This window comes from Salinarimonas sp. NSM (genome assembly GCF_052380005.1).
In the GTDB taxonomy this organism is placed as follows: domain Bacteria; phylum Pseudomonadota; class Alphaproteobacteria; order Rhizobiales; family Beijerinckiaceae; genus Salinarimonas.
Map to the genome: position 1 here is coordinate 25,078 of NZ_JBQTCJ010000042.1, position 19,701 is coordinate 44,778.

The following is a 19,701-nucleotide window of genomic DNA, read 5'->3' on the forward strand; positions in this document are numbered from 1 at the left end:
ATCGGGAGATGTTGTAGACGAAGATAAATATAATAGCAACGCACAGTAAATGAATAAATATTATATACTTGTAATCTAATAATTCACCTTGAACCGATTCAAGAGCTGACCGGCCTCGGAGCTGGGTCTTGGCCTGTCGGTCGGGCGGCTACGGCTGTGCGCGGAGGCGGATGTCGGCGCGTTCCTCGTTTGGCAGGCCGTCCGCATTTCGATAGGGTGCGCGCGACGGATCCGCCGCCCTCCGGGGACGCGGTCACCGGCCCTTGGAGCGCGCCTTGGACGTCTACTTCTCCGCCGATGTCGAGACCGACGGGCCGATCCCCGGCCCCTACTCGATGCTGTCCTTCGCCCTCGTCTATGCGGGTCGATACGATGGGCGCCGCTTCGAGCGGCCCGCCCGCCATGACACGTCCTTCTATGCCGAGCTCGCACCGATCTCCGATCGTTTCGAGCCGGCGGCACTCGCGGTGAACGGGCTAGACCGGGCGCGCCTGCTGCGCGAGGGGCGCGACGCGCGCGCGGCGATGTCGGAGGCCGCGCGCTTCGTCCGTGCGGTCGCCGGCCAGGGCAGTCCCGTCCTCGTTGCCTACCCGCTGAGCTTCGACTGGTCCTGGCTTTCCTGGTACTTCGTCCAGTTCGCGGTCGGCGGTTCCCCATTCGGGCATTCGCGGTGCTACGACATCAAGACCGCGTACGCCGCAAAGGCGGGCCTGCCAATCTCCGAGGCCGGTCGCTCCCGAATGCCCGGCTTCCTGTTGCCGGAGCGCGCACACACTCACCACGCCCTTGACGACGCGATCGGGCAGGCGGAAATATTCGCCAACGTGTTTGAGTGGGATGGGTGCACGCATGAGGTTGTCGGAACGCCGTGAGCATGCTGGTTCGAAGCTGTCCGAGTTGAGACGGAGTCTCGACCGCGCGCGGACGCTGATCCAGGGGAAGGCATGCGTCTACGCGACAGGTTCCTATGGGCGATTGGAAGCTGGGCCGAGCAGTGATCTCGATCTCTTCATCCTGTCCGGTCAAGACGCGAACAGTACGCCTCTCCTGAGCAGGCTCGATGAGACGTTGGTCAAGGCGTCGCTGATCGAAGCAACGCGGCAACACGGAATTTCCGAGTTCGACGGCGATGGTCGCTATCTCGTAGGCTACACCGTCGCCAACCTCACTCAGACCCTCGGAACTCCGGAAGACGATGTAGAGAATACGTTCACCGCCCGGTTGCTGATGCTTCTGGAGAGCATGCCGCTTTTGGGCGAGGAGATGTTCGACGGCTTTCTAGCAGAGGTGTTTGGCGCCTATTGGCGCGACTACGAGGACCATGCCGATAGTTTCGAGCCCGCCTTCTTCATAAATGATATTCTTCGTCTCTGGCGCACTTTCTGCGTCAATTTCGAAGCCCGCACCCGGGACTATCCGGAGCAGGCGAAGCCGAAGAGGCGCCTGAAGAATTTCAAGCTGAAGTACAGCCGTATGCTCACCTGCTACTCCGCGCTCATGTTCATGCAAGCGATCTTCAACGAAAAGGGGACCGTCTCATTGGCCGATGCCGTCGCGATGGCCAAGCTGTCGCCCACGACCCGCCTCGAAGCACTCGCGAGCCACTCGGGCGCCGAGATGGCCCGCGATGACCTGCAGAACTTGCTCGCGATGTACGACTCGTTTCTTCAGTTGACCGCCGGAAAGGAGGATGAGGCTCTCGCGCTCTTCAGAGACAAGCAATCCGCGAAGCCCTTAATGGATGAAGCGGAACGTTTCGGAGATGCGATCGCACGGACGCTCAGAACGGTCGGGGAGGGAACCCGCCTCTACCGATTGATGATCGTCTGATCGATCTCTCTAAAAATCCAGGTCCACCCGGCTCCCTCCGGCGCCACCCCCGTCCCGATACAGGCTCGCGTCCCCCGCGAACGCCGGCTCCCCCGCGTCCCGGAAGCGGTTCACGATCGGGTAGCGTCGGTCGCGGCCGAAGCTGCGGCGGGTGACCTTCACGCCCGGCGCGGCCTGGCGGCGCTTGTACTCGGCGATGGTGAGCAGTCGCTCGACCTTGCGGACGACGTCCGGGTCGTGGCCCCGGGCGACGATGTCGGAGATGCGGGTCTCGCCCTCGACGAGGAGGGCGAGGATGTCGTCGAGCACGTCGTAGGGCGGAAGCGAATCCTGGTCGGTCTGGTTCTCCCGCAGCTCGGCGGTGGGCGGCTTCGTGATGATCCGCTCGGGGATGACGACGCCGTCGGGGCCCCGCGCGCCCGGCGGCTTCCAGGAATTGCGCAGGCGCGAGAGGGCGAAGACCTCGGTCTTGTAGAGGTCCTTTACCGGGTTGAAGCCGCCGTTCATGTCGCCGTACAGGGTGGAATAGCCCACCGACATCTCGGACTTGTTGCCGGTGGTCACCACCATGGCGCCGAACTTGTTCGAGATCGCCATCAGCAGCGTGCCGCGGGTGCGGCTCTGGACGTTCTCCTCGGTGACGCCCGGCTCGGTGCCGGCGAAGAGCGGCGCGAGCACGCGCTCGGCGCCCTCCACGGCCTCGGCGATCGGCAGGATGTCGTAGCGCACGCCGAGCGCTCTCGCGCAGGCGGCCGCGTCCTCGAGCGAGGTCGTGGCGGTGTAGCGGTAGGGCAGCATGACGCAGTGCACGCGCTCGGGGCCGAGCGCGTCGACCGCCATCGCCGCGCACAGGGCCGAATCGATGCCGCCCGAGAGGCCGAGCACGACGCCGGGGAAACCGGTCTTCTCGACGTAGTCGCGTAGCCCCAGCACGCAGGCCGCGTAGTCCGCCTGCGCTCCCTCGGGAGCGACGTGCCGCGGCGCGTCCGTGCAGCGCCAGCCGTCCGGCCCACGCTCCCAGGTCGTGGTGACGACGCATTCGGAGAAGCTCGGCAGCATGCCCGCGAGCGCGCAGTCGGCCTGGAGCAGGAAGGATGCGCCGTCGAAGACGAGCTCGTCCTGGCCGCCGACCTGGTTCACGTAGATCATCGGCAGGCCGCTCTCGGTCACCCGCGCGGCGGCGATGGAGAAGCGCTCGTCGGTCTTGCCGCGCCAGTAGGGCGAGCCGTTGGGCACGACGAGGATCTCCGCCCCCGTCTCGGCGAGGCACTCGACCACCTCCTCGCCCCAGATGTCCTCGCAGATCGGCGCGCCGACGCGCACGCCGCGGATCATGATCGGGCCGGGGAGGGGGCCGGGCTCGAAGACGCGCTTCTCGTCGAAGGGGCCGTAGTTCGGCAGGTCCACCTTGTGGCGCACCGCCCCGACGCGGCCCTCGTCGAGATAGGCGTAGGAATTGTGGAGCACGCCGCTCTCCACGAAGGGCAGGCCGATGAGCACCGCCGGCCCGCCGTCTGCGGTGTCGCGCGCGAGGCTCTCGAGCGCCGCGCGGCAGGCGTCCTGGAAGGCCGGCTTGAGGACGAGGTCCTCCGCCGGGTAGCCGGCGAGGAACAGCTCGGTGAAGACGACGAGGTCCGCCCCCTGCTCTGCCGCCTCGCCCCGCGCCTTGCGGGCGAGGGCGAGGTTGGCGTCGACGGCGCCGAGGGTGGGATCGAGCTGGGCGAGGGCGATGCGGAAGGTCGTGCGGGTCATGGCGGGCAATCTACGTCAGCCGCCGGGTCGCGGCAAAGGGTGCGCGTGGAGGGGATCGGGGCGAACGGCCGGGCGGGGCCGCGGTTCCGGAAGGGCACGGCGTCGATGGTCCGCGATCGGCGGCTCCCCTCTCCCTCGTGGAGAGGGGAGAGCGTCGGCGCTCGTCATCGACGGCTGCGGTCCGTCTCAGCCGCCTTCGCGCCCCAGCGCGGCGCGGATCATGGCGAAGGCGTCGCCGCTCGCCCATTCCGCCGGGCCCTTGAGCACCGCGAGCTCGCAGCCGCTGCCGTCGACGAGGATCGTGGTCGGCAGGCCGACGACGTGGCCCGAGCGCTGGAGGGTCTGCATCAGCGTGCCCTCGTTCTCGGCGTAGTAGGCGAGGTCGTCGATGCCGTGCTCCTCGAGCCAGGCGCGCGGGCGGTCGAGGTGGCGGGTGTCGACGTTGACGGCGACGACCTCGAAATCCTCGCCCCCGTACGTCTCCTGGAGGGCGTCCAGCGCCGGCATCTCCTCGCGGCACGGCGCGCACCAGGTGGCCCAGAGGTTGAGGAGCACGGTCCGGCCCTCGAAGTCCGCGAGCGTCAGCGGCTCGCCCTCCGGGCCGGCGAAGGCGATCTGCGGGGCGAGCCGCGGCATGGCGTGCACGGACACCGCCGCGACCTCGCCCGTGGCCGTCGGCGCGAGCCGCGCGAGGGTCTCCTGGGCCGGAATGCAGGCCTCGGCGACGGCTTCGCTGTTGCGGGAGACGAGCGCGAAAGCTACGAGTGCGCCGACGACGAGGGCGCCGGCCACCAGGATCGGGCCGCGGCGCAGCCCGCGCGGGCGATGGGGTTTCGTCTCGTCGGTCATCGGCATACTCGAGCTACAGAGGTCACGCGTGAGCAATCGGATGTGGGGCGGCCGGTTCGAGACCGGCCCGGCCGAGATCATGGAGGAGATCAACGCCTCCATCGACTTCGACAAGCGGCTCGCGGCCCAGGACATCCGCGGCTCGCTCGCGCATGCGGCGATGCTCGGCGAGACGGGCATCCTCTCGGCAGAGGATGTGGGCGCGATCTCCGACGGTCTCAAGTCGATTCTGGCCGAGATCGAGGCGGGAACGTTCACGTTCTCGCGGGCGCTGGAGGACATCCACATGAACGTGGAGTCGCGGCTGCGCGAGGTCGTCGGCCCGGCCGCCGGGCGGCTCCACACCGCGCGGTCGCGCAACGACCAGGTCGCGACCGACATGCGGCTGTGGGTGCGCGACACGGTCGACGCGCTCGATCTCCAGCTCGCGGGCCTCCAGCAGGCGCTCGCGGAGAAGGCGGAGACGTTCGCCGGGGCGGTGATGCCGGGCTTCACCCATCTGCAGTCGGCCCAGCCGGTGACCTTCGGGCACCATTGCCTCGCCTATGTGGAGATGCTCGCGCGCGACCGCGGGCGCTTCGCCGACGCGCGCCGGCGCATGAACGAATGCCCGCTCGGCGCCGCCGCCCTCGCCGGCACGTCCTTCCCGATCGACCGCGCCCGGACGGCGGCGGCGCTCGGCTTCGACCGGCCGACCGCGAATTCCCTCGATTCGGTCTCGGACCGCGACTTCGCGCTCGAGACGCTGTCGGCGGCCGCGATCTGCGCCGTGCATCTCTCCCGGCTCGCCGAGGAGATCACGCTGTGGATGACGCCGCAATTCGCCTTCATCAAGCTCTCGGACGCCTTCACCACCGGCTCCTCGATCATGCCGCAGAAGCGCAACCCCGACGCGGCCGAGCTGGTACGGGGCAAGACCGGCCGGGTGCTCGGCGCGCTGCAGGGGCTCCTCGTCGTGATGAAGGGCCTGCCGCTGACCTATTCGAAGGACATGCAGGAGGACAAGGAGGGCGTGTTCGACGCGCTCCAGACGATCTCGTTGTGCATCGCGGCCATGAGCGGCATGGTCCGCGACCTGGAGCCGGACGTGAAGGCCATGAAGAAGTGGGCGGGCGCGGGCTTCTCCACCGCCACCGACCTCGCCGACTGGCTGGTGCGCGTCCTCGACCTCCCGTTCCGCGACGCGCACCACGTCACCGGGCGCCTCGTCGGGCTCGCGGCGAAGCGCGGGGTCGGGCTCGAGAAGCTCACGCTCGCCGAGATGCAGGATGTCGAGCCGCGGATCGGGCAGGAGATCTTCGACGTGCTCGGAGTCGAGAAGTCGGTGAAGAGCCGCACCAGCTACGGCGGCACCGCGCCGGCGAACGTCAGGCGGCAGGCCAGGCGCTGGCTCGCGCAGCTCGCCAAGGAGGCGCGCGTCCGGGGCTGAGGGCGCGTCCGAGGGCGAGCCGGATGCGCGGCCGACGAAACCGCGAGGCCCGCTCGCGCTTTCCCTTTGCGCGGGTTCCCTTTGCGTGGGAGCGACCGCGGACGGGAGGCGAGCGCCATGATGTTCAAGGATCGGGTCGACGCCGGGCGGCGCCTCGCTGACGCGCTCTCGGGCCATTCGGAGGAGGGCGCGATCGTGCTCGCCCTGCCGCGTGGCGGCGTGCCGGTGGCGGCCGAGGTGGCACGGGCGCTCGGCGCGCCGCTCGACCTGGTGATGGTGCGCAAGATCGGCGCGCCCGGCCATCCCGAGTACGGCATCGGCGCCGTCGTCGACGGCAAGGACCCCCAGATCGTCATCGACGCCGCCACAGCGCGCATGGCGGGTGCCGACGGGGCTTATCTCGAGGACACGAAGCGCCGCGAGCTCGCCGAGATCGAGCGCCGACGCCGCGTCTATCTCGGCGACCGCCCGCCGCTCGACGTCGCCGGGCACACGGTCATCGTCGTCGACGACGGCGTCGCCACCGGCTCGACGGCGAAGGCCGCGCTCCGGGCACTGAAGAAGGCCGGCGCCGCCCGGCGCATCCTGGCGGTGCCGGTGGCGCCCATCGAGGCGGTCGAGGCCCTGCGCGAGGAGGCGGACGAGGTCGTGGCGCTCACCACGCCCTACCCTTTCCACGCGGTCGGGCTCTACTACGAGGACTTCGACCAGACGACGGACGAGGAGGTGGTCGCGGCGCTGGCGGGCGCGCGGGGTTGAGGGCGAGCCCCGCCGCCCGCCTCACATCCCCAGCTTCTTGCGCCGCTGCGCCAGCGTGCGCAGCCGCAGCGCGTTGAGCTTGATGAATCCCGCCGCGTCGCGGTGGTCGTAGGCGACGGCGCCCTCCTCGAAGGTGACGAGGTCCTGGTCGTAGAGGGAGAACGGGCTCTCGCGGCCGATGACGTGCACGCCGCCCTTGTACAGCTTCAGCCGCACCGTGCCGGTGACGTGCTCCTGGCTCTTGTCGATCGCCGCCTGCAGCATCTCGCGCTCGGGAGAGAACCAGAAGCCGTTGTAGATCAGCTCGGCGTAGCGCGGGGCGAGCTCGTCCTTGAGATGCGCCGCGCCGCGGTCGAGCGTGATCGATTCCATGGCGCGGTGGGCGACCGAGAGGATCGTGCCGCCGGGCGTCTCGTACATGCCGCGGCTCTTCATGCCGACGAAGCGGTTCTCGACGAGGTCGAGGCGGCCGATGCCGTTGTCGCGCCCGAGATCGTTGAGACGTGCGAGCAGGCTCGCGGGCGAGAGCGCCTCGCCGTCGATCGAGACGGCGTCGCCCTTGTCGAAGCCCACCGCGATCACGGTGGGGGTGTCGGGCGCCTCCTCCGGGGAGAGCGTGCGCGAGAAGACGTAGTCGGGCACGACCTCGGCGGGGTCCTCGAGCACCTTGCCCTCCGAGGAGGTGTGGAGCAGGTTCGCGTCGACAGAGAAGGGCGCCTCGCCGCGCTTGTCCTTGGAGATCGGAATCTGGTGCTGCTCCGCGAAGGCGATCAGCTGCTCGCGCGAGCGCAGGTCCCACTCGCGCCAGGGGGCGATCACGGTGACGTCGGGCTTCAAGGCATAGTAGCCGAGCTCGAAGCGGACCTGGTCGTTCCCCTTGCCGGTGGCGCCGTGGCAGACGGCGTCGGCGCCGGTCATCTCGGCGATCTCGATCTGGCGCTTGGCGATCAGCGGGCGCGCGATCGAGGTGCCGAGCAGGTAGACGCCCTCGTAGAGCGCGTTCGCCCGGAACATCGGGAAGACGTAGTCGCGCACGAACTCCTCGCGCAGGTCCTCGATGTAGATGTTCTCCGGCTTGATGCCGAGCAGCTCCGCCTTCCTGCGCGCCGGCTCGAGCTCCTCACCCTGGCCGAGGTCGGCGGTGAAGGTCACCACCTCGCAGCCGTAGGTCGTCTGCAGCCACTTGAGGATGATCGAGGTGTCGAGGCCGCCGGAATAGGCGAGGACGACCTTGTTGACGCGCTTGTCGGTCATGGGTTCGGCTTTCTGACGGCGGCTGGAGAACGTGGGGACGAGAGCGACGGACGCGAGCGCGGGACGACGGCCGGACTTTTTTTCGCCGCCATCGTGCCGTGGGTGGACCGGGCGCGTTTATAATGCGGTGGACGGCGCGCGCAACAGCTCCCGTCCCCGCCGTGGATCGCGCATTCTCGACCTCACACACCCCGCGCGCGAGATGAGGCCCGTATGACCCGCCGCCCCGTCCTGGAGTTCTGGTTCGACTTCGCCTCGACCTACGCCTACCTCTCGGCGATGCGCATCGAGCCGCTGGCCGAGGCGGCCGGGGTGGCCGTGCGCTATCGGCCGTTCCTGCTGGGGCCGATCTTCCAGGCGCAGGGCTGGAACACCTCTCCCTTCAACCTCTACCCCGCCAAGGGCCGCTACATGTGGCGCGACGTGGCGCGCGAGGCGGAGCGCCGGGGCCTGCCCTTCCGCAAGCCCGAGCCGTTCCCGCAGAACGGTCTCGCCGCGACCCGCGTGGCGCTCTTCGGCGCGGACAAGCCGTGGTGCGGCGCCTTCGTGCGGGCGGTGTTCCATGCGCAGTTCGGCGAGGCGCGCTCGATCGAGGAACCGTCCGCGGTGGCGGCGCTCGCCGGTGGCGTCGGCCTCGACTCGGACGCGACGATGAGGGCGGCGAGCGCGGACCCCAACAAGCAGCGCCTGCGCGCCGTCACGGAGGAGGCGCGCACGAAGGGCGTCTTCGGCGCACCGACCTTCTTCGCCGAGGACGGCGAGATGTTCTGGGGCGACGACCGGCTCGAGCGTGCGCTCGCCTGGGCGGCGGGCGAGGAGGCCTGACGCGGCGCGCCCGACTCGGTGCGCCCGAGGCGCGAAGCCGCGGGCGGACGTCAAGCTCGGCTGCGGCTCGGCGTCGCGGACGCACCTCTGTCGCCTGTGGAAATCCGCTTCGCGCCGCCTGGAACGGTTCCAGCTATGGACAGACGAGCGTCGCCGTGCCAAAGGCTTCGCCGCGCGGGCGACGCCCGGTCGCATTGCGCGCGCGCGGCCGCTGTTGCACTTCCCCCGGCACGATCCGCGCGGCTCCATCCGTTCGTCGCGTCTCTCGCGAGGCGTGACAGCGCGTAGACCGTCTTCTTGAACCCTGCTCGGGAGAGTGACGTGGCCGAGACCACCGCAGCGCAAGAGCCCACCCGGCGCGACTTCCTGTTTCTGGCGACGGGCGCCATGGGCGCCGTCGGCGTCGCCGCCGCAGCCTGGCCCTTCATCGCGCAGCTGGCGCCCGACGCGCAGACCGTCGCGGCCGGCGCGCCGATCGAGGTCGACCTGGCGCCGATCTCCGAAGGCCAGATCGTCAAGCTGTTCTGGCGCGGCAAGCTGGTCTTCGTGCGCAACCGCACGCCGGCCGAGATCGAGGCGGCGCGCGCCACCCCCCTCGCCGATCTCAAGGACCCCGAGGCCGATCAGGCCCGCGTGATGGAGGGCCGCGAGAACTGGCTCATCATCTACGGCAACTGCACCCATCTCGGCTGCGTCCCGCTCGACTTCCAGGGCCAGTACGGCGGCTGGTTCTGCCCGTGCCACGGCTCGGTGTTCGACACGTCGGGGCGCATCCGCCAGGGCCCGGCGCCCATCAACCTGCCGGTCCCGCCCTACCGATTCGCCAGCGACACGTCCGTCGTGATCGGCGAGGAGGCCTGAGGCGAGAGCGCGCCTCGCGGCGGCGGCGCCGGCTCGGTGCCGCGGCCGACGGAAATCCGAACGAGAGCCGACCAGGCGAGACCAAGCAGGCCAGACCCATGAGCTCACATCCCACCACCTACGTTCCCAAGAGCGCCGCCGCGAAGTGGCTGGAGAGCCGGCTGCCGATCATCGGCCTGGTTCACTCCTCGTTCGTCGCCTTCCCGGTGCCGCGCAACCTGACCTACTTCTGGACCTTCGGCGCGATCCTGATGGTGATGCTGATCATTCAGCTCGTCACCGGCATCGTGCTGGCGATGCACTACACGCCGCATGCCGACTACGCCTTCACGTCGGTCGAGCACATCATGCGGAACGTCGAGTACGGCTGGCTGCTTCGCTACATGCATGCGAACGGCGCGTCGTTCTTCTTCATCGCGGTCTACATCCACATCTTCCGCGGCCTGTTCTACGGCTCGTACAAGGCGCCCCGCGAGGTGCTGTGGATCCTGGGCGTCATCATCCTGCTCCTGATGATGGCCACCGCCTTCATGGGCTACGTGCTGCCGTGGGGCCAGATGTCGTTCTGGGGCGCTACCGTGATCACCAACCTGTTCTCGGTGATCCCGCTCGTGGGCGACACCATCGTGTCGTTCCTCTGGGGCGGATACTCGGTCGGCAACCCGACGCTCAACCGCTTCTTCTCGCTGCACTACCTCCTGCCCTTCATGATCCTCGGCGTGGCCATGCTCCACGTCTGGGCCCTGCACGTGCCGGGCAACAACAACCCGACCGGCGTGCCGATCAAGTCGGGCAAGGACGCGGTGCCGTTCCACCCCTACATGACGGTCAAGGACACGTTCTCGATCGTGTGCTTCCTCGCGGTCTACGCGTGGTTCGTGTTCTACCTGCCGAACTACCTCGGCCACGCGGACAACTACGTCCCGGCGAACCCCGCGGCGACGCCGGCGCACATCGTGCCGGAGTGGTACTTCCTGCCCTTCTACGCGATCCTGCGCGCCGTTCCCGACGCGCTCCTGGGCGTGGTGCTGATGTTCGCCGCCATCGCCGTGCTGGCCTTCCTGCCCTGGCTCGACACGTCGAAGGTCCGCTCGGGCTCGTACCGGCCGGTGTTCAAGGTGCTGTTCTGGGCCTTCGTCGTCACCTGCCTGGTGCTCGGCTGGCTCGGGTCGCGTCCGGCAGAGGGCATCTACGTCGTGCTGACGCAGATCTTCACCTTCCTCTACTTCGCCTACTTCCTGATCGCGATGCCGCTCCTCGGGCTGCTCGAGAAGCCGCTGCCGCTGCCGAACTCCATCACGGAGGCGGTGCTGGGCAAGAAGCAGGCGAGCGGGTCGGGCATGCCCGTCGGCGCCGCCGCCGAGCCTCAGTCGAAGGGCTGAGGCGCGGTGGGAAAGCGAGATCAGGACAAGGGTTCGAGAACCATGAAGAAGAGCCTCATCATCGCCGGCGCGGTCGCGGCCTCCCTCTCGCTGCACGGTGGGCTGGCGCAGGCCGCGGGCGGCGGCGTCACGCCGCCGCGGCAGGACTGGAGCTTCGCCGGCCCCTTCGGCACCTACGATCGCGCGCAGCTCCAGCGCGGGTTCCTGGTGTTCAAGACGGTCTGCGCCTCGTGCCACGGCCTCGAGAAGGTCTCCTTCCGCAACCTCGCGGAGGAGGGCGGGCCGGAGTACACCGAGGCGCAGGTCGAGGCCTTCGCGGCCGAGTACCTCGTCGACGGCGGCTACGACGAGTTCGGCGATCCGGTGCAGCGCCCGGCGACGCCGGCCGACTTCTGGCCGTCGCCTTTCGCGAACTACCAGCAGGCGGCCGCCGCGAACGGGGGCAAGGCCCCGCCGGACCTCTCGGTCATGGCCAAGGCCCGTACCTACGAGCGCGGTTTTCCCTTGTGGATCACCGACGTGTTCACGCAGTACAACGAGAACGGCCCGGACTACCTGGCGGCCTTCCTGAAGGGCTACGTCGACCCGCCGGAGGATTTCGATCCGGCGCTCGGCAACTGGAACCTCTACTATCCCGGCCACATCGTGGCGATGCCCAACGTCCTGTTCGAGGGCGTGGTCGAGTACCCGCGCGACGACCAGGGCCGCCCGATCGTCCCCGAGACGGTGGAGCAGTACGCCAAGGACGTCACGGCGTTCCTGATGTGGACGGCCGAGCCGCATCTCGAGGCGCGCAAGGCGATGGGCTTCCAGGTCCTCGTCTTCCTCCTCGTCTTCGCGGGGCTGCTCTACTTCACGAAGAAGCGCATCTGGGCGCGCGTCGGCGGCGAGACCGAGGGCCACGCCGCGGGCTGATGCCGGCCGCGTGCCGCACGCGTGATCGCAGGACGGGGGCGCTCCTCGCAGGGCGCCCCCTTTCCGTTTGCGCAACGCGGCCGCATTTCGGGGGTTGCCCGCGCCACGCTTCCCGCTAGCATCGCGTCGCAACAACCGGAGAGGCCGACGACATGGCACGCGCGGTACTGGGCGTGATCGGGGGCTCGGGCGTCTACGACCTGCCCGGCATGGAGGACGTTCGCGAGGAGCGGGTGGCATCGCCCTGGGGCGAGCCCTCCGACGTCCTGCGCATCGGCCGAATCGCCACGACGCCGATCGTGTTCCTGCCGCGCCACGGCCGCGGGCATCGGATGTCCCCGTCCGACATCGACTACCGCGCCAACATCGACGCGATGAAGCGCGCCGGCGTCACCGACATCGTCTCGCTCTCCGCCTGCGGCTCGTTCAAGGACGAGCTGCCGCCGGGCTGCTTCGTTCTCGTGGACCAGTTCGTCGACCGCACCCACAAGCGAGAGAGCTCGTTTTTCGGCAAGGGCTGCGTCGCCCACGTCTCGATGGCGCACCCGGTGGGCCCGGCCCTGCAGCAGCGCCTCCACGACGCCGGCGTCGCCGAGGGCGTCGACGTGCGCAAGGGCGGCACGTATGTCTGCATGGAGGGGCCGCAATTCTCGAGCCTCGCCGAGAGCCTCGGCTACAAGCAGATGGGCTACGACGTCATCGGCATGACCAACATGCCCGAGGCGAAGCTCGCCCGCGAGGCGGAGATCACCTACGCCACGATCGCGATGGTGACGGACTACGACTGCTGGCACCCCGGCCACGCCGCGGTCGACGTCGCCTCCGTCATCGCGGTGGTGCGTGCGAACGCCGCGAACGCGGCGCGACTCGTGGCGCGGGTGGCGCGCGACTTTCCCGAGGAGCACGAGCCGTGCCCCGTCGGTTCGGATACCGCGCTGGAGGTGGCGATCATGACCGCGCCGGAGATGCGCGATCCGGCGCTCATGGCCAAGCTCGACGCCGTCGCCGGCCGCGTGCTGAACCGCTGACCACCCCCGCACTCCACCCGATGGATACGCGCCTCGAGGACCTGCGCATCATGGACACGCGCCCGATGGACACGCCCGCCGCCTCCGAGATCAAGTCGGCGATCCGCACGATCCCCGATTACCCCAAGCCCGGCATCATGTTCCGGGACATCACGACGCTGCTCGGCGACACGCGGGCCTTCCGCCGCACGATCGACGAGCTGGTCAACCCCTACGCCGGCACCAAGGTCGACAAGATCGCCGGCATCGAGGCGCGCGGCTTCATCGTGGGCGGGGCGATGGCGCACCAGCTCTCGGCGGGTTTCGTGCCGATCCGCAAGAAGGGCAAGCTGCCCCACCAGGTGGTCAGCATCGCCTACGCGCTCGAGTACGGCTCGGACGAGATCGAGATCCACGCCGACGCCCTCGTCGCCGGCGAGCGGGTGGTGCTCGTCGACGACCTGATCGCCACCGGCGGCACCGCCACCGCCGCCGTCGCGCTCCTGCGCCGCATCGGCGCGGAGGTCGTCGCCTGCTGCTTCATCGTCGACCTGCCGGATCTCGGCGGGGCCGAGCGGCTGCGGGGGATGGGGGTGGAGGTGCGCTCGCTGGTGGCGTTCGAGGGGCACTGAGCGGCTTCAGACACGTGCCACGCGGGGAATGCCGCGCTTGCGGTCGGAACGAAAATAGAACATAACTCGCTCGACGACGACGATCGAAAGGGCGGTGGACACGACCCTTCGGGGCTTGCCGACCGGCCCGCCGGGCCGCACAAAGACGGCGAACGATGGCGACGAGCGAAGGACAGCGGAGGCGATCATGGCCGGCGTGAACAAGGTGATCCTGGTGGGGAACCTGGGCAGGGACCCCGAGGTGCGGCGCACCAGCAACGGCGACCCGATCGTCAACCTGCGGCTGGCGACGTCGGAGACCTGGCGCGACAAGGCGACGGGCGAGCGCAAGGAGCGCACCGAGTGGCACTCGGTGGTGATCTTCAACGAGCAGCTCGGCAAGATCGCCGAGCAGTACCTCAAGAAGGGCTCGACGGTCTACATCGAGGGCCAGCTCCAGACCCGCAAGTGGACCGACCGCGAGGGCGTGGAGAAGTACACGACCGAGGTCGTGCTCCAGCGCTACCGCGGCGAGCTGACCCTGCTCGGCGGCCGCGGCGGCGGTGGTGGCGGCGGGGGCGGTGGTGGTGACGACTACGGCGGGGACGATTACGGCGGTGGCGGCGGCGGTGGCGGCGGCGACTTCGGCCGCTCCTCCCCGATGGAGCGCCGCCCGGCGAGCCCCGGCGGCGGCGGCGTCGGTGGCGGTGGTGGATCGGGCGGTGGCGGATCGCGCTACGACGACATGGACGACGACATCCCGTTCTGATGAGACGATCCGCTCGCCGCTTGATCCACGTCAATCGGGGCGACGCAGGATGCGCTAGTCTTCACTGCGGGGGTGGCTACACCGCGGTGACGTGATGTCGATCGGGATCCTCCATCCTCGGCGCAGCGCGGGACGGACGCGCAGCCGTCTCTCGCTCGCGGTGATCGCCCCGCTGCTGGCCTGGTCGGTCGGCCCCGCGGCCGCCCAGCAGGCGGGCGTTCTGCGGCCGGCGATCGTCGAGCCCGTGCACGAGGGGGCCGGCGCCGTCTACGTCGAGAGCGTCCAACGGGGGACGGACGTGGCGCTCGTGGCCTACGACGCCGACGGCGATCCGACCCGCCTCGACGTCGCGCCGAACGCGGCCGGGCCAGTCCGCCTCGCGGTTCCCTGGGACGATCCGGTGGATGCTCTGCGGGCGGGCCGCGCGATCGCGGCATGCGCGTCGCGCCCGGGTGTGCCGATGGTCTGCTCGGAGCGCGTGACCGTTCGCCCCCTGCCCACGCGGATGATGGCGCCGCCGGCGTACGAGGCGAATACCGTCTTCTACACGGGAGCGGGCTGCGTCGGTGCGCTCGTGTCGGGGCTCGTGCCGGGGGCGCAGCTCGTGCTCCTCGATCCCGCCGCCGCCGATCCGCTGCTGGCGACCGCAGAGATCGACCCGTTCCGGCCGGCGGCGCTCGCCATCCCCGATTCCTTCTGGCCGCGGAGCGCCCATGCCCTGCGGCTCGAAGCACGCCTCGCCGGTCGGCCCTTCACGACACGGGTGCCGCTGCCGCCGCTCACCCGCGTTGAGACGATAGCCGGATGCGAGCGTCGGCTCGAGCCGCCCGCATTCCCCGGCCCCCATTCCGCATGCCGCCCCGTCGTCGCCCTCGAGGGACTCGTTCCGGGGGCGCGCTATCGGATCGCGAGCGAGGACGCCGCCCCGTTGTTCGGCCCGCAATGCGCCACCGCGCCCGCTGCGGTGTCGCGGCTCGGGGTGCTGCCACTGCCCGGCGACATGCTGCGGGCGAACCAGGAGATGCCGAGCGCCGGCCTGGTCTCCTGCGGGGACGCCCGGACCGACGTCGCCCCGGTCCGGCTCCCGCCCATCGCGATCGCGCCCGTCGCGGCGGGTGACGCGACGCTCTCGCTGCGCGACGCAGTCGCGGGTGCGATCCTCTCCGTCGAGGTCCTCGACGCGGCGGGGAGCGTGGTGCGCAGCTACGAGGACATCCCGGTCGCCGGGCGCTCCCTCACGCCGCTGCGTCTGGTCTTCGCACCGAACGAGGCGTTCGCCGCCGGCGAGACGATCCGCGTCACCGCGCGCATCGCGCCGGGACCGGGCGGCCCCGCGGCCTGTGCGCAGGAGAGCGTGGCGGAGGTCCCGGTCGGGCCATCGCCCACGTCCTTGCCGCCGCCGCAAATTGTGGAACCGGTCCATGCCTGCATGGAGTCGGTGCTGGTCGCCGGGCGGGCGGACGGTGCCACGGCGACGGTGCTCGGCACCGGCGCGATCCTGACCGCGTCGGGCGAGCGCGATCTCGCGATCGGGCGGGCCGCGGCCGATCGGGTCCCGCTGCACCACGCGCTGGAGGCCGGCTGGTCGCTCGTCGCGCGGCAGTCGGCCGGTGGGATCGAGAGCGCGGCGAGCTCCGCCGTGACGGTCGCGCCCACGCCCGATGTCCGGAGGCTCGTCCTCGACATTCGTGGCGCGGAGGTACGCGACCTGCGCCACGGTGCGGCATGGGTGCTCGACGCCTGCCGAGCGGCCGTGCATGTCCTGGATGGGCCTGTCGGAACCCGGGTGGACGTGGTGCGCACCGAGCGCGAGACGCCCGGCGGCGCGATGGCGTCGGCGCACCGCCTGCTCGCTCAGGGTGTCCTGCATGGGTCGTCCGACGACGTGATCGTGCTCCCCGCGGGCTCGATCCTTCCCGCCGACCGCATCGAGGCGCGCCCCACCTTGTGCGGGCGGCCGAGCGAAGAGCCCTCACCGTCGAACGTTCTACGCGTCGTCCACACGTTGGCCATCGACGATCCCCGCCTCTCGGCCGTCGAGGATCCCGGTGCCGGCGGCCGGCTGCTCGCGCTCGAGATCGCTCTCGGCTGCCCGGCTACACGGTCGCTCGACGTCGCGCTCGCCAGCGACGCGCCGGACGTCGTCGAGATCGTCGACCCGGCCTCGGGTGCGCTGACCATACCGGCGGGCGCGGCGGTCGCGCGCGTCGTCGTGCGCGCGAAGGCCCCGGGTCGCGCCGTGCTGTCGGCGGTGGGACCGCACGTGGTCGCACGTCCGCTCGCGACGGGGCTCGGTGCGGGGGCGCTCGCCGAGGTGAGGGTGTTCGCCTGGAGCGCACCCCGGACCGTCTCGGTGAGGCTGCGGCCGAGCCCGCCGCCGAGCGGCGGCGCCGTCACCCGCGAGCCCTACGGCGGGCAGCCGTTCGAGGGTGCGCCCGCAGCCGCCTCGATCGAGACCGGTCGCGGCACCCGTGTGCTGAGCATCACGAATACGAGCGGCGGCCAATGTTCGCTGCGCCTGCTCGAAATGCTCGGCCCGCCGGACAACCGCTGCCTCGCACCGGTCCCGATCGCCGCCTACGTCCGGCCCGAGGGCGCGCCCGTGGGCGGCATCCCGAGCTCGGTCGATCTGACGGCGCGCCCGGGGCCCCCCTTGTCGGTGGACAGGACCTGGTACGCCTGCAGCGCGGGCGATCCATGCGACGAGGACGATGTCGGCCTGCGCCTGGAATACCAGGCGCTCCTCGATCGACCGTAGCGGATCAAGCCCGCTCCAGCGCCATCGCCACGCCCTGGCCGACGCCCACGCACATCGTCGCGAGCGCGCGGCGGCCGTCGCGGGCGTGGAGGGCGCGCGCCGCGGTGCCGACGAGGCGGGCGCCGGACATGCCGAGCGGGTGGCCGAGCGCGATGGCGCCGCCGTGCGGGTTCACGTGCGCGGCGTCGTCGGCGACGCCGAGGTCGCGCAGCGCCGCCAGCACCTGCGCGGCGAAGGCCTCGTTGAGCTCGAGCACGTCGAAATCGGCGACGGAGAGGCCGAGCCGCTCGCACAGCTTGCGCGTGGCGGGCACGGGGCCGACCCCCATGACGCGCGGCGCGACGCCGGCGGACGCCATTCCCAGGACCTTCGCGATCGGCACGAGGCCGAGCGCCTCGGCGCGCTCGCGGGTGGCGAGGACGAGCGCGGCGGCGCCGTCGTTGACGCCGGACGCGTTGCCCGCGGTCACCGTGCCGTTCTCGCGGAACGGCGCCTTCAGCTTGGCGAGCGCCTCGAGGGTCGTGTCGGCACGCGGGTGCTCGTCGCGGTCCACCACCTCGACGGCGCCCTTGCGGCCGGGGATCTCGACGGGGACGATCTCACCCGCGTGGAAGCCCGCCTCGGCTGCCGCCGCATAGCGCGCCTGGGAGCGCAGTGCGAAGGCGTCCTGGTCGGCGCGCGAGACGCCCCAGTCGGCGGCGACGTTCTCGCCGGTCTCGGGCATCGAGTCGATGCCGTATCGCGCCTTCATCGCCGGGTTGACGAAGCGCCAGCCGATCGTGGTGTCGTAAATCTCGGCCGAGCGCTGGAAGGCGCTCTCCGCCTTGCCCATGACCAGGGGCGCGCGGGTCATCGATTCGACGCCGCCGGCGATGGCGCAGTCGATCTCGCCGGCGCGGATCGCGCGCGCGGCGGCGCCGACCGCGTCCATGCCGGACGCACAGAGCCGGTTGAGCGTCACGCCCGGCACGGCCTCGGGCAGGCCGGCGAGGAGGAGCGCCATGCGCGCGACGTTGCGGTTGTCCTCGCCCGCCTGGTTGGCGCAGCCGAGCCAGACCTCGTCGACCGCCTCCGCCAGAGCCGGCGTGCGCGCGACGAGCGCGCGGATCGGCGCCGCGGCGAGATCGTCCGCGCGCACCCGCGCGAGGGCGCCGCCGTAGCGGCCGATCGGCGTGCGCACGTAGTCGCAGATGTAGACGTCGCGCATCGCGCTCCCCTTCCCGTATCCGGCTCTCTGCCGACGTGTGTCGCGCCCGCTCGGCCGGCGGTCAAGCGAGCGAGGCGGGCAGCCGGGATGTGAGCGCTCGCCCGGCGGACGGGGGCTCAATCCGCCGGCGGCTTGCCGCGCAGGCTCTTCGTGCGAGCGTGCTTCGTCTTCGTGTCGAGCCGGCGGCGCTTGGAGGCGAGGGTCGGCCGGGTGGGGCGGCGCGGCGGCGGCCGGTAGGCGGCGCGGCGGATCAGGTCCACGAGCCGGGCGATCGCGTCGGCGCGGTTGCGCTCCTGGTCGCGGTAGACCTGGGCGGTGATGACGATCACGCCCTCCTTGGTCATGCGCGAGCCGGCGATCGCGGGCAGGCGCGCCTTCACCGGATCGGGCAGGGAGGGGGAGCCGGCGGCGTCGAAGCGCAGCTGGACGGCGCTCGAGACCTTGTTGACGTTCTGCCCGCCGGGGCCGGAGGCGCGGATCGGGACCATCTCGATCTCGCCCTCTTCGAGAGCGATCGTGGGCGTGACCTCGATCATTTGAAACTCGCGGCGGATGCCCCGATATAGGGACGAGACGAGAGGGAGATGTGAGCGCATGATCCGTTTCATCAAGTACGACGGCCGTCAACCGCGCCTGGTCACGGTCCCGCGCTGGGCGATCGGGCTCGGGCTCGTCGCGGCCTTCCTCGTCGGGCTCCTCGTTCTCACGCTCGCCTTCGGGATCGCGCTCTTGGCGGTGCCGGTCCTGCTCGTCGCCGGCGGGATCGCCGCCTGGATCGGCCGCGGCAGGGCGCTAGGCGGCAAGGGCAACGCCGCGCGGGACGTCGCGCCCCGCACGGGGCCGGCCGATGATCCCTTCCGTCCGCGGCCGCCGGGCGCGCGCGAGATCATCGACGTCGAGTACCGCGTCGTCGATCGCGACGACCAGCCCCGCTGAGCCGGGGATGGACGACGGCTTCGTGCGCCGCGACGCCGACGGCTTCGACGTCGATGCGACGCTGATAGGCTCCGGCCTCGGGCTCGCGCCCGAGCGGGTCGTCGCGCTCCTGCGCGAGGGCGCGATCACGAGCCTCGTCGAGCGCGGCGAGAACGAGGATTCCGGCCGCTGGCGGCTGACCTTCTTCCACGCGAGCGCCCGCTTCCGGATCGTCGTCGACGACGAGGGGCGGGTGATCTCGCGCTCGCGGGTCTCCTTCGGCGACGCGCCGTTGCCGCCGGCGATGCGCCGGCCGGGATAGCGCCGCGCCCATCCGCGTTTACCGGCTCTCAACCACTCTCGTTCATCTTCCGGAAAGCATGCCGCGCCGCGTCGCGGCCGTTCCGGAGCCCGCGCACCCGTGCCGATCCGCGCCACCAGACGCCGTTTCGCCCCGGCCCTCGCCGCCGGCCTCGTCGCCGCGGGGCTCGTCACCCTGGGCGCGATCGCGGCGGCGCAGGGCGTTCGGGCGCAGGACGCGCCGGCCGTGGTGGCGCGCCAGCCCGGCGACCCCGAGC

The 19,701-nt window shown here is 70.7% G+C and carries 19 protein-coding genes; 14 read left to right on the forward strand and 5 right to left on the reverse strand.

Annotated features, from left to right (window positions below):
• Positions 1 to 275 precede the first annotated feature (275 nt).
• Positions 276 to 872: an exonuclease gene (locus tag ACTZWW_RS15225; RefSeq protein WP_444781818.1), complete on the forward strand. Its 597-nt coding sequence runs from the start codon at positions 276 to 278 to the stop codon at positions 870 to 872.
• The gene (locus tag ACTZWW_RS15230; RefSeq protein ID WP_444781819.1) at positions 850 to 1,830 is read left to right on the forward strand and encodes a nucleotidyltransferase domain-containing protein; all 981 of its coding nucleotides are present in this window, start codon (positions 850 to 852) and stop codon (positions 1,828 to 1,830) included. Before ACTZWW_RS15225 ends, ACTZWW_RS15230 begins: the two co-directional genes overlap by 23 nt.
• A gap of 9 nt (positions 1,831 to 1,839) precedes the next feature.
• Here ACTZWW_RS15230 and ACTZWW_RS15235 read toward each other — a convergent pair whose 3' ends face one another.
• Both ACTZWW_RS15235 and tlpA read right to left on the reverse strand, forming a co-directional pair.
• Complete coding sequence (locus ACTZWW_RS15235; protein WP_444781820.1) at positions 1,840 to 3,582, reverse strand: NAD+ synthase; 1,743 nt, start codon at positions 3,580 to 3,582, stop codon at positions 1,840 to 1,842.
• 186 nt (positions 3,583 to 3,768) lie between these two features.
• On the reverse strand, positions 3,769 to 4,431 hold the full coding sequence (gene tlpA / locus ACTZWW_RS15240) for a thiol:disulfide interchange protein TlpA (RefSeq protein ID WP_444781821.1): 663 nt from the start codon (positions 4,429 to 4,431) through the stop codon (positions 3,769 to 3,771).
• Between the two features lie 28 nt (positions 4,432 to 4,459).
• Between tlpA and argH the strand changes: the two genes are divergently transcribed.
• Positions 4,460 to 5,860 (forward strand): argininosuccinate lyase, encoded by a 1,401-nt coding sequence (argH, locus tag ACTZWW_RS15245; RefSeq protein ID WP_444781822.1) that lies wholly within the window; start codon positions 4,460 to 4,462, stop codon positions 5,858 to 5,860.
• 117 nt (positions 5,861 to 5,977) lie between these two features.
• Entirely contained in the window at positions 5,978 to 6,619 is a 642-nt protein-coding gene (locus tag ACTZWW_RS15250) for a phosphoribosyltransferase (protein ID WP_444781823.1), read from the forward strand.
• Positions 6,620 to 6,640: 21 nt separating this feature from the next.
• On the opposite strand, the gene ACTZWW_RS15255 is transcribed toward ACTZWW_RS15250, so the two are convergent.
• Entirely contained in the window at positions 6,641 to 7,873 is a 1,233-nt protein-coding gene (locus ACTZWW_RS15255; RefSeq protein ID WP_444781824.1) for an argininosuccinate synthase, read from the reverse strand.
• A gap of 213 nt (positions 7,874 to 8,086) precedes the next feature.
• Between ACTZWW_RS15255 and ACTZWW_RS15260 the strand changes: the two genes are divergently transcribed.
• From ACTZWW_RS15260 to ACTZWW_RS15295, 8 genes are all read left to right on the forward strand, one after another.
• A complete protein-coding gene (locus ACTZWW_RS15260; RefSeq protein ID WP_444781825.1) occupies positions 8,087 to 8,698 on the forward strand; it encodes a 2-hydroxychromene-2-carboxylate isomerase in 612 nt (203 codons plus the stop codon).
• A 321-nt stretch (positions 8,699 to 9,019) separates the two neighbouring features.
• Positions 9,020 to 9,559: a ubiquinol-cytochrome c reductase iron-sulfur subunit gene (gene petA, locus ACTZWW_RS15265; protein WP_444781826.1), complete on the forward strand. Its 540-nt coding sequence runs from the start codon at positions 9,020 to 9,022 to the stop codon at positions 9,557 to 9,559.
• Between the two features lie 98 nt (positions 9,560 to 9,657).
• On the forward strand, positions 9,658 to 10,941 hold the full coding sequence (locus ACTZWW_RS15270) for a cytochrome b (protein ID WP_444781827.1): 1,284 nt from the start codon (positions 9,658 to 9,660) through the stop codon (positions 10,939 to 10,941).
• 42 nt (positions 10,942 to 10,983) lie between these two features.
• On the forward strand, positions 10,984 to 11,856 hold the full coding sequence (locus tag ACTZWW_RS15275) for a cytochrome c1 (protein ID WP_444781828.1): 873 nt from the start codon (positions 10,984 to 10,986) through the stop codon (positions 11,854 to 11,856).
• Between the two features lie 152 nt (positions 11,857 to 12,008).
• Entirely contained in the window at positions 12,009 to 12,884 is an 876-nt protein-coding gene (locus ACTZWW_RS15280; RefSeq protein ID WP_444781829.1) for an S-methyl-5'-thioadenosine phosphorylase, read from the forward strand.
• A gap of 65 nt (positions 12,885 to 12,949) precedes the next feature.
• Positions 12,950 to 13,495, forward strand: a complete 546-nt coding sequence (locus tag ACTZWW_RS15285; protein ID WP_444781837.1) for an adenine phosphoribosyltransferase — start codon at positions 12,950 to 12,952, stop codon at positions 13,493 to 13,495.
• Between the two features lie 187 nt (positions 13,496 to 13,682).
• Positions 13,683 to 14,243, forward strand: a complete 561-nt coding sequence (ssb, locus tag ACTZWW_RS15290) for a single-stranded DNA-binding protein (RefSeq protein ID WP_444781830.1) — start codon at positions 13,683 to 13,685, stop codon at positions 14,241 to 14,243.
• 94 nt (positions 14,244 to 14,337) lie between these two features.
• Positions 14,338 to 17,001 carry a hypothetical protein gene (locus ACTZWW_RS15295; RefSeq protein ID WP_444781831.1) on the forward strand — a complete coding sequence of 888 codons (2,664 nt, stop codon included), beginning with the start codon at positions 14,338 to 14,340 and terminating at the stop codon, positions 16,999 to 17,001.
• Between the two features lie 4 nt (positions 17,002 to 17,005).
• On the opposite strand, the gene pcaF is transcribed toward ACTZWW_RS15295, so the two are convergent.
• Entirely contained in the window at positions 17,006 to 18,208 is a 1,203-nt protein-coding gene (pcaF, locus tag ACTZWW_RS15300) for a 3-oxoadipyl-CoA thiolase (protein WP_444781832.1), read from the reverse strand.
• 116 nt (positions 18,209 to 18,324) lie between these two features.
• Positions 18,325 to 18,744, reverse strand: a complete 420-nt coding sequence (gene arfB, locus ACTZWW_RS15305; RefSeq protein WP_444781833.1) for an alternative ribosome rescue aminoacyl-tRNA hydrolase ArfB — start codon at positions 18,742 to 18,744, stop codon at positions 18,325 to 18,327.
• Between the two features lie 58 nt (positions 18,745 to 18,802).
• Here arfB and ACTZWW_RS15310 point away from each other — a divergent pair, with 58 nt between their 5' ends.
• Together ACTZWW_RS15310 and ACTZWW_RS15315 are read left to right on the forward strand one after the other, a co-directional pair.
• Positions 18,803 to 19,144 carry a hypothetical protein gene (locus ACTZWW_RS15310; protein ID WP_444781834.1) on the forward strand — a complete coding sequence of 114 codons (342 nt, stop codon included), beginning with the start codon at positions 18,803 to 18,805 and terminating at the stop codon, positions 19,142 to 19,144.
• A gap of 7 nt (positions 19,145 to 19,151) precedes the next feature.
• Positions 19,152 to 19,445 (forward strand): DUF6522 family protein, encoded by a 294-nt coding sequence (locus ACTZWW_RS15315; protein WP_444781835.1) that lies wholly within the window; start codon positions 19,152 to 19,154, stop codon positions 19,443 to 19,445.
• Positions 19,446 to 19,701 lie beyond the last annotated feature (256 nt).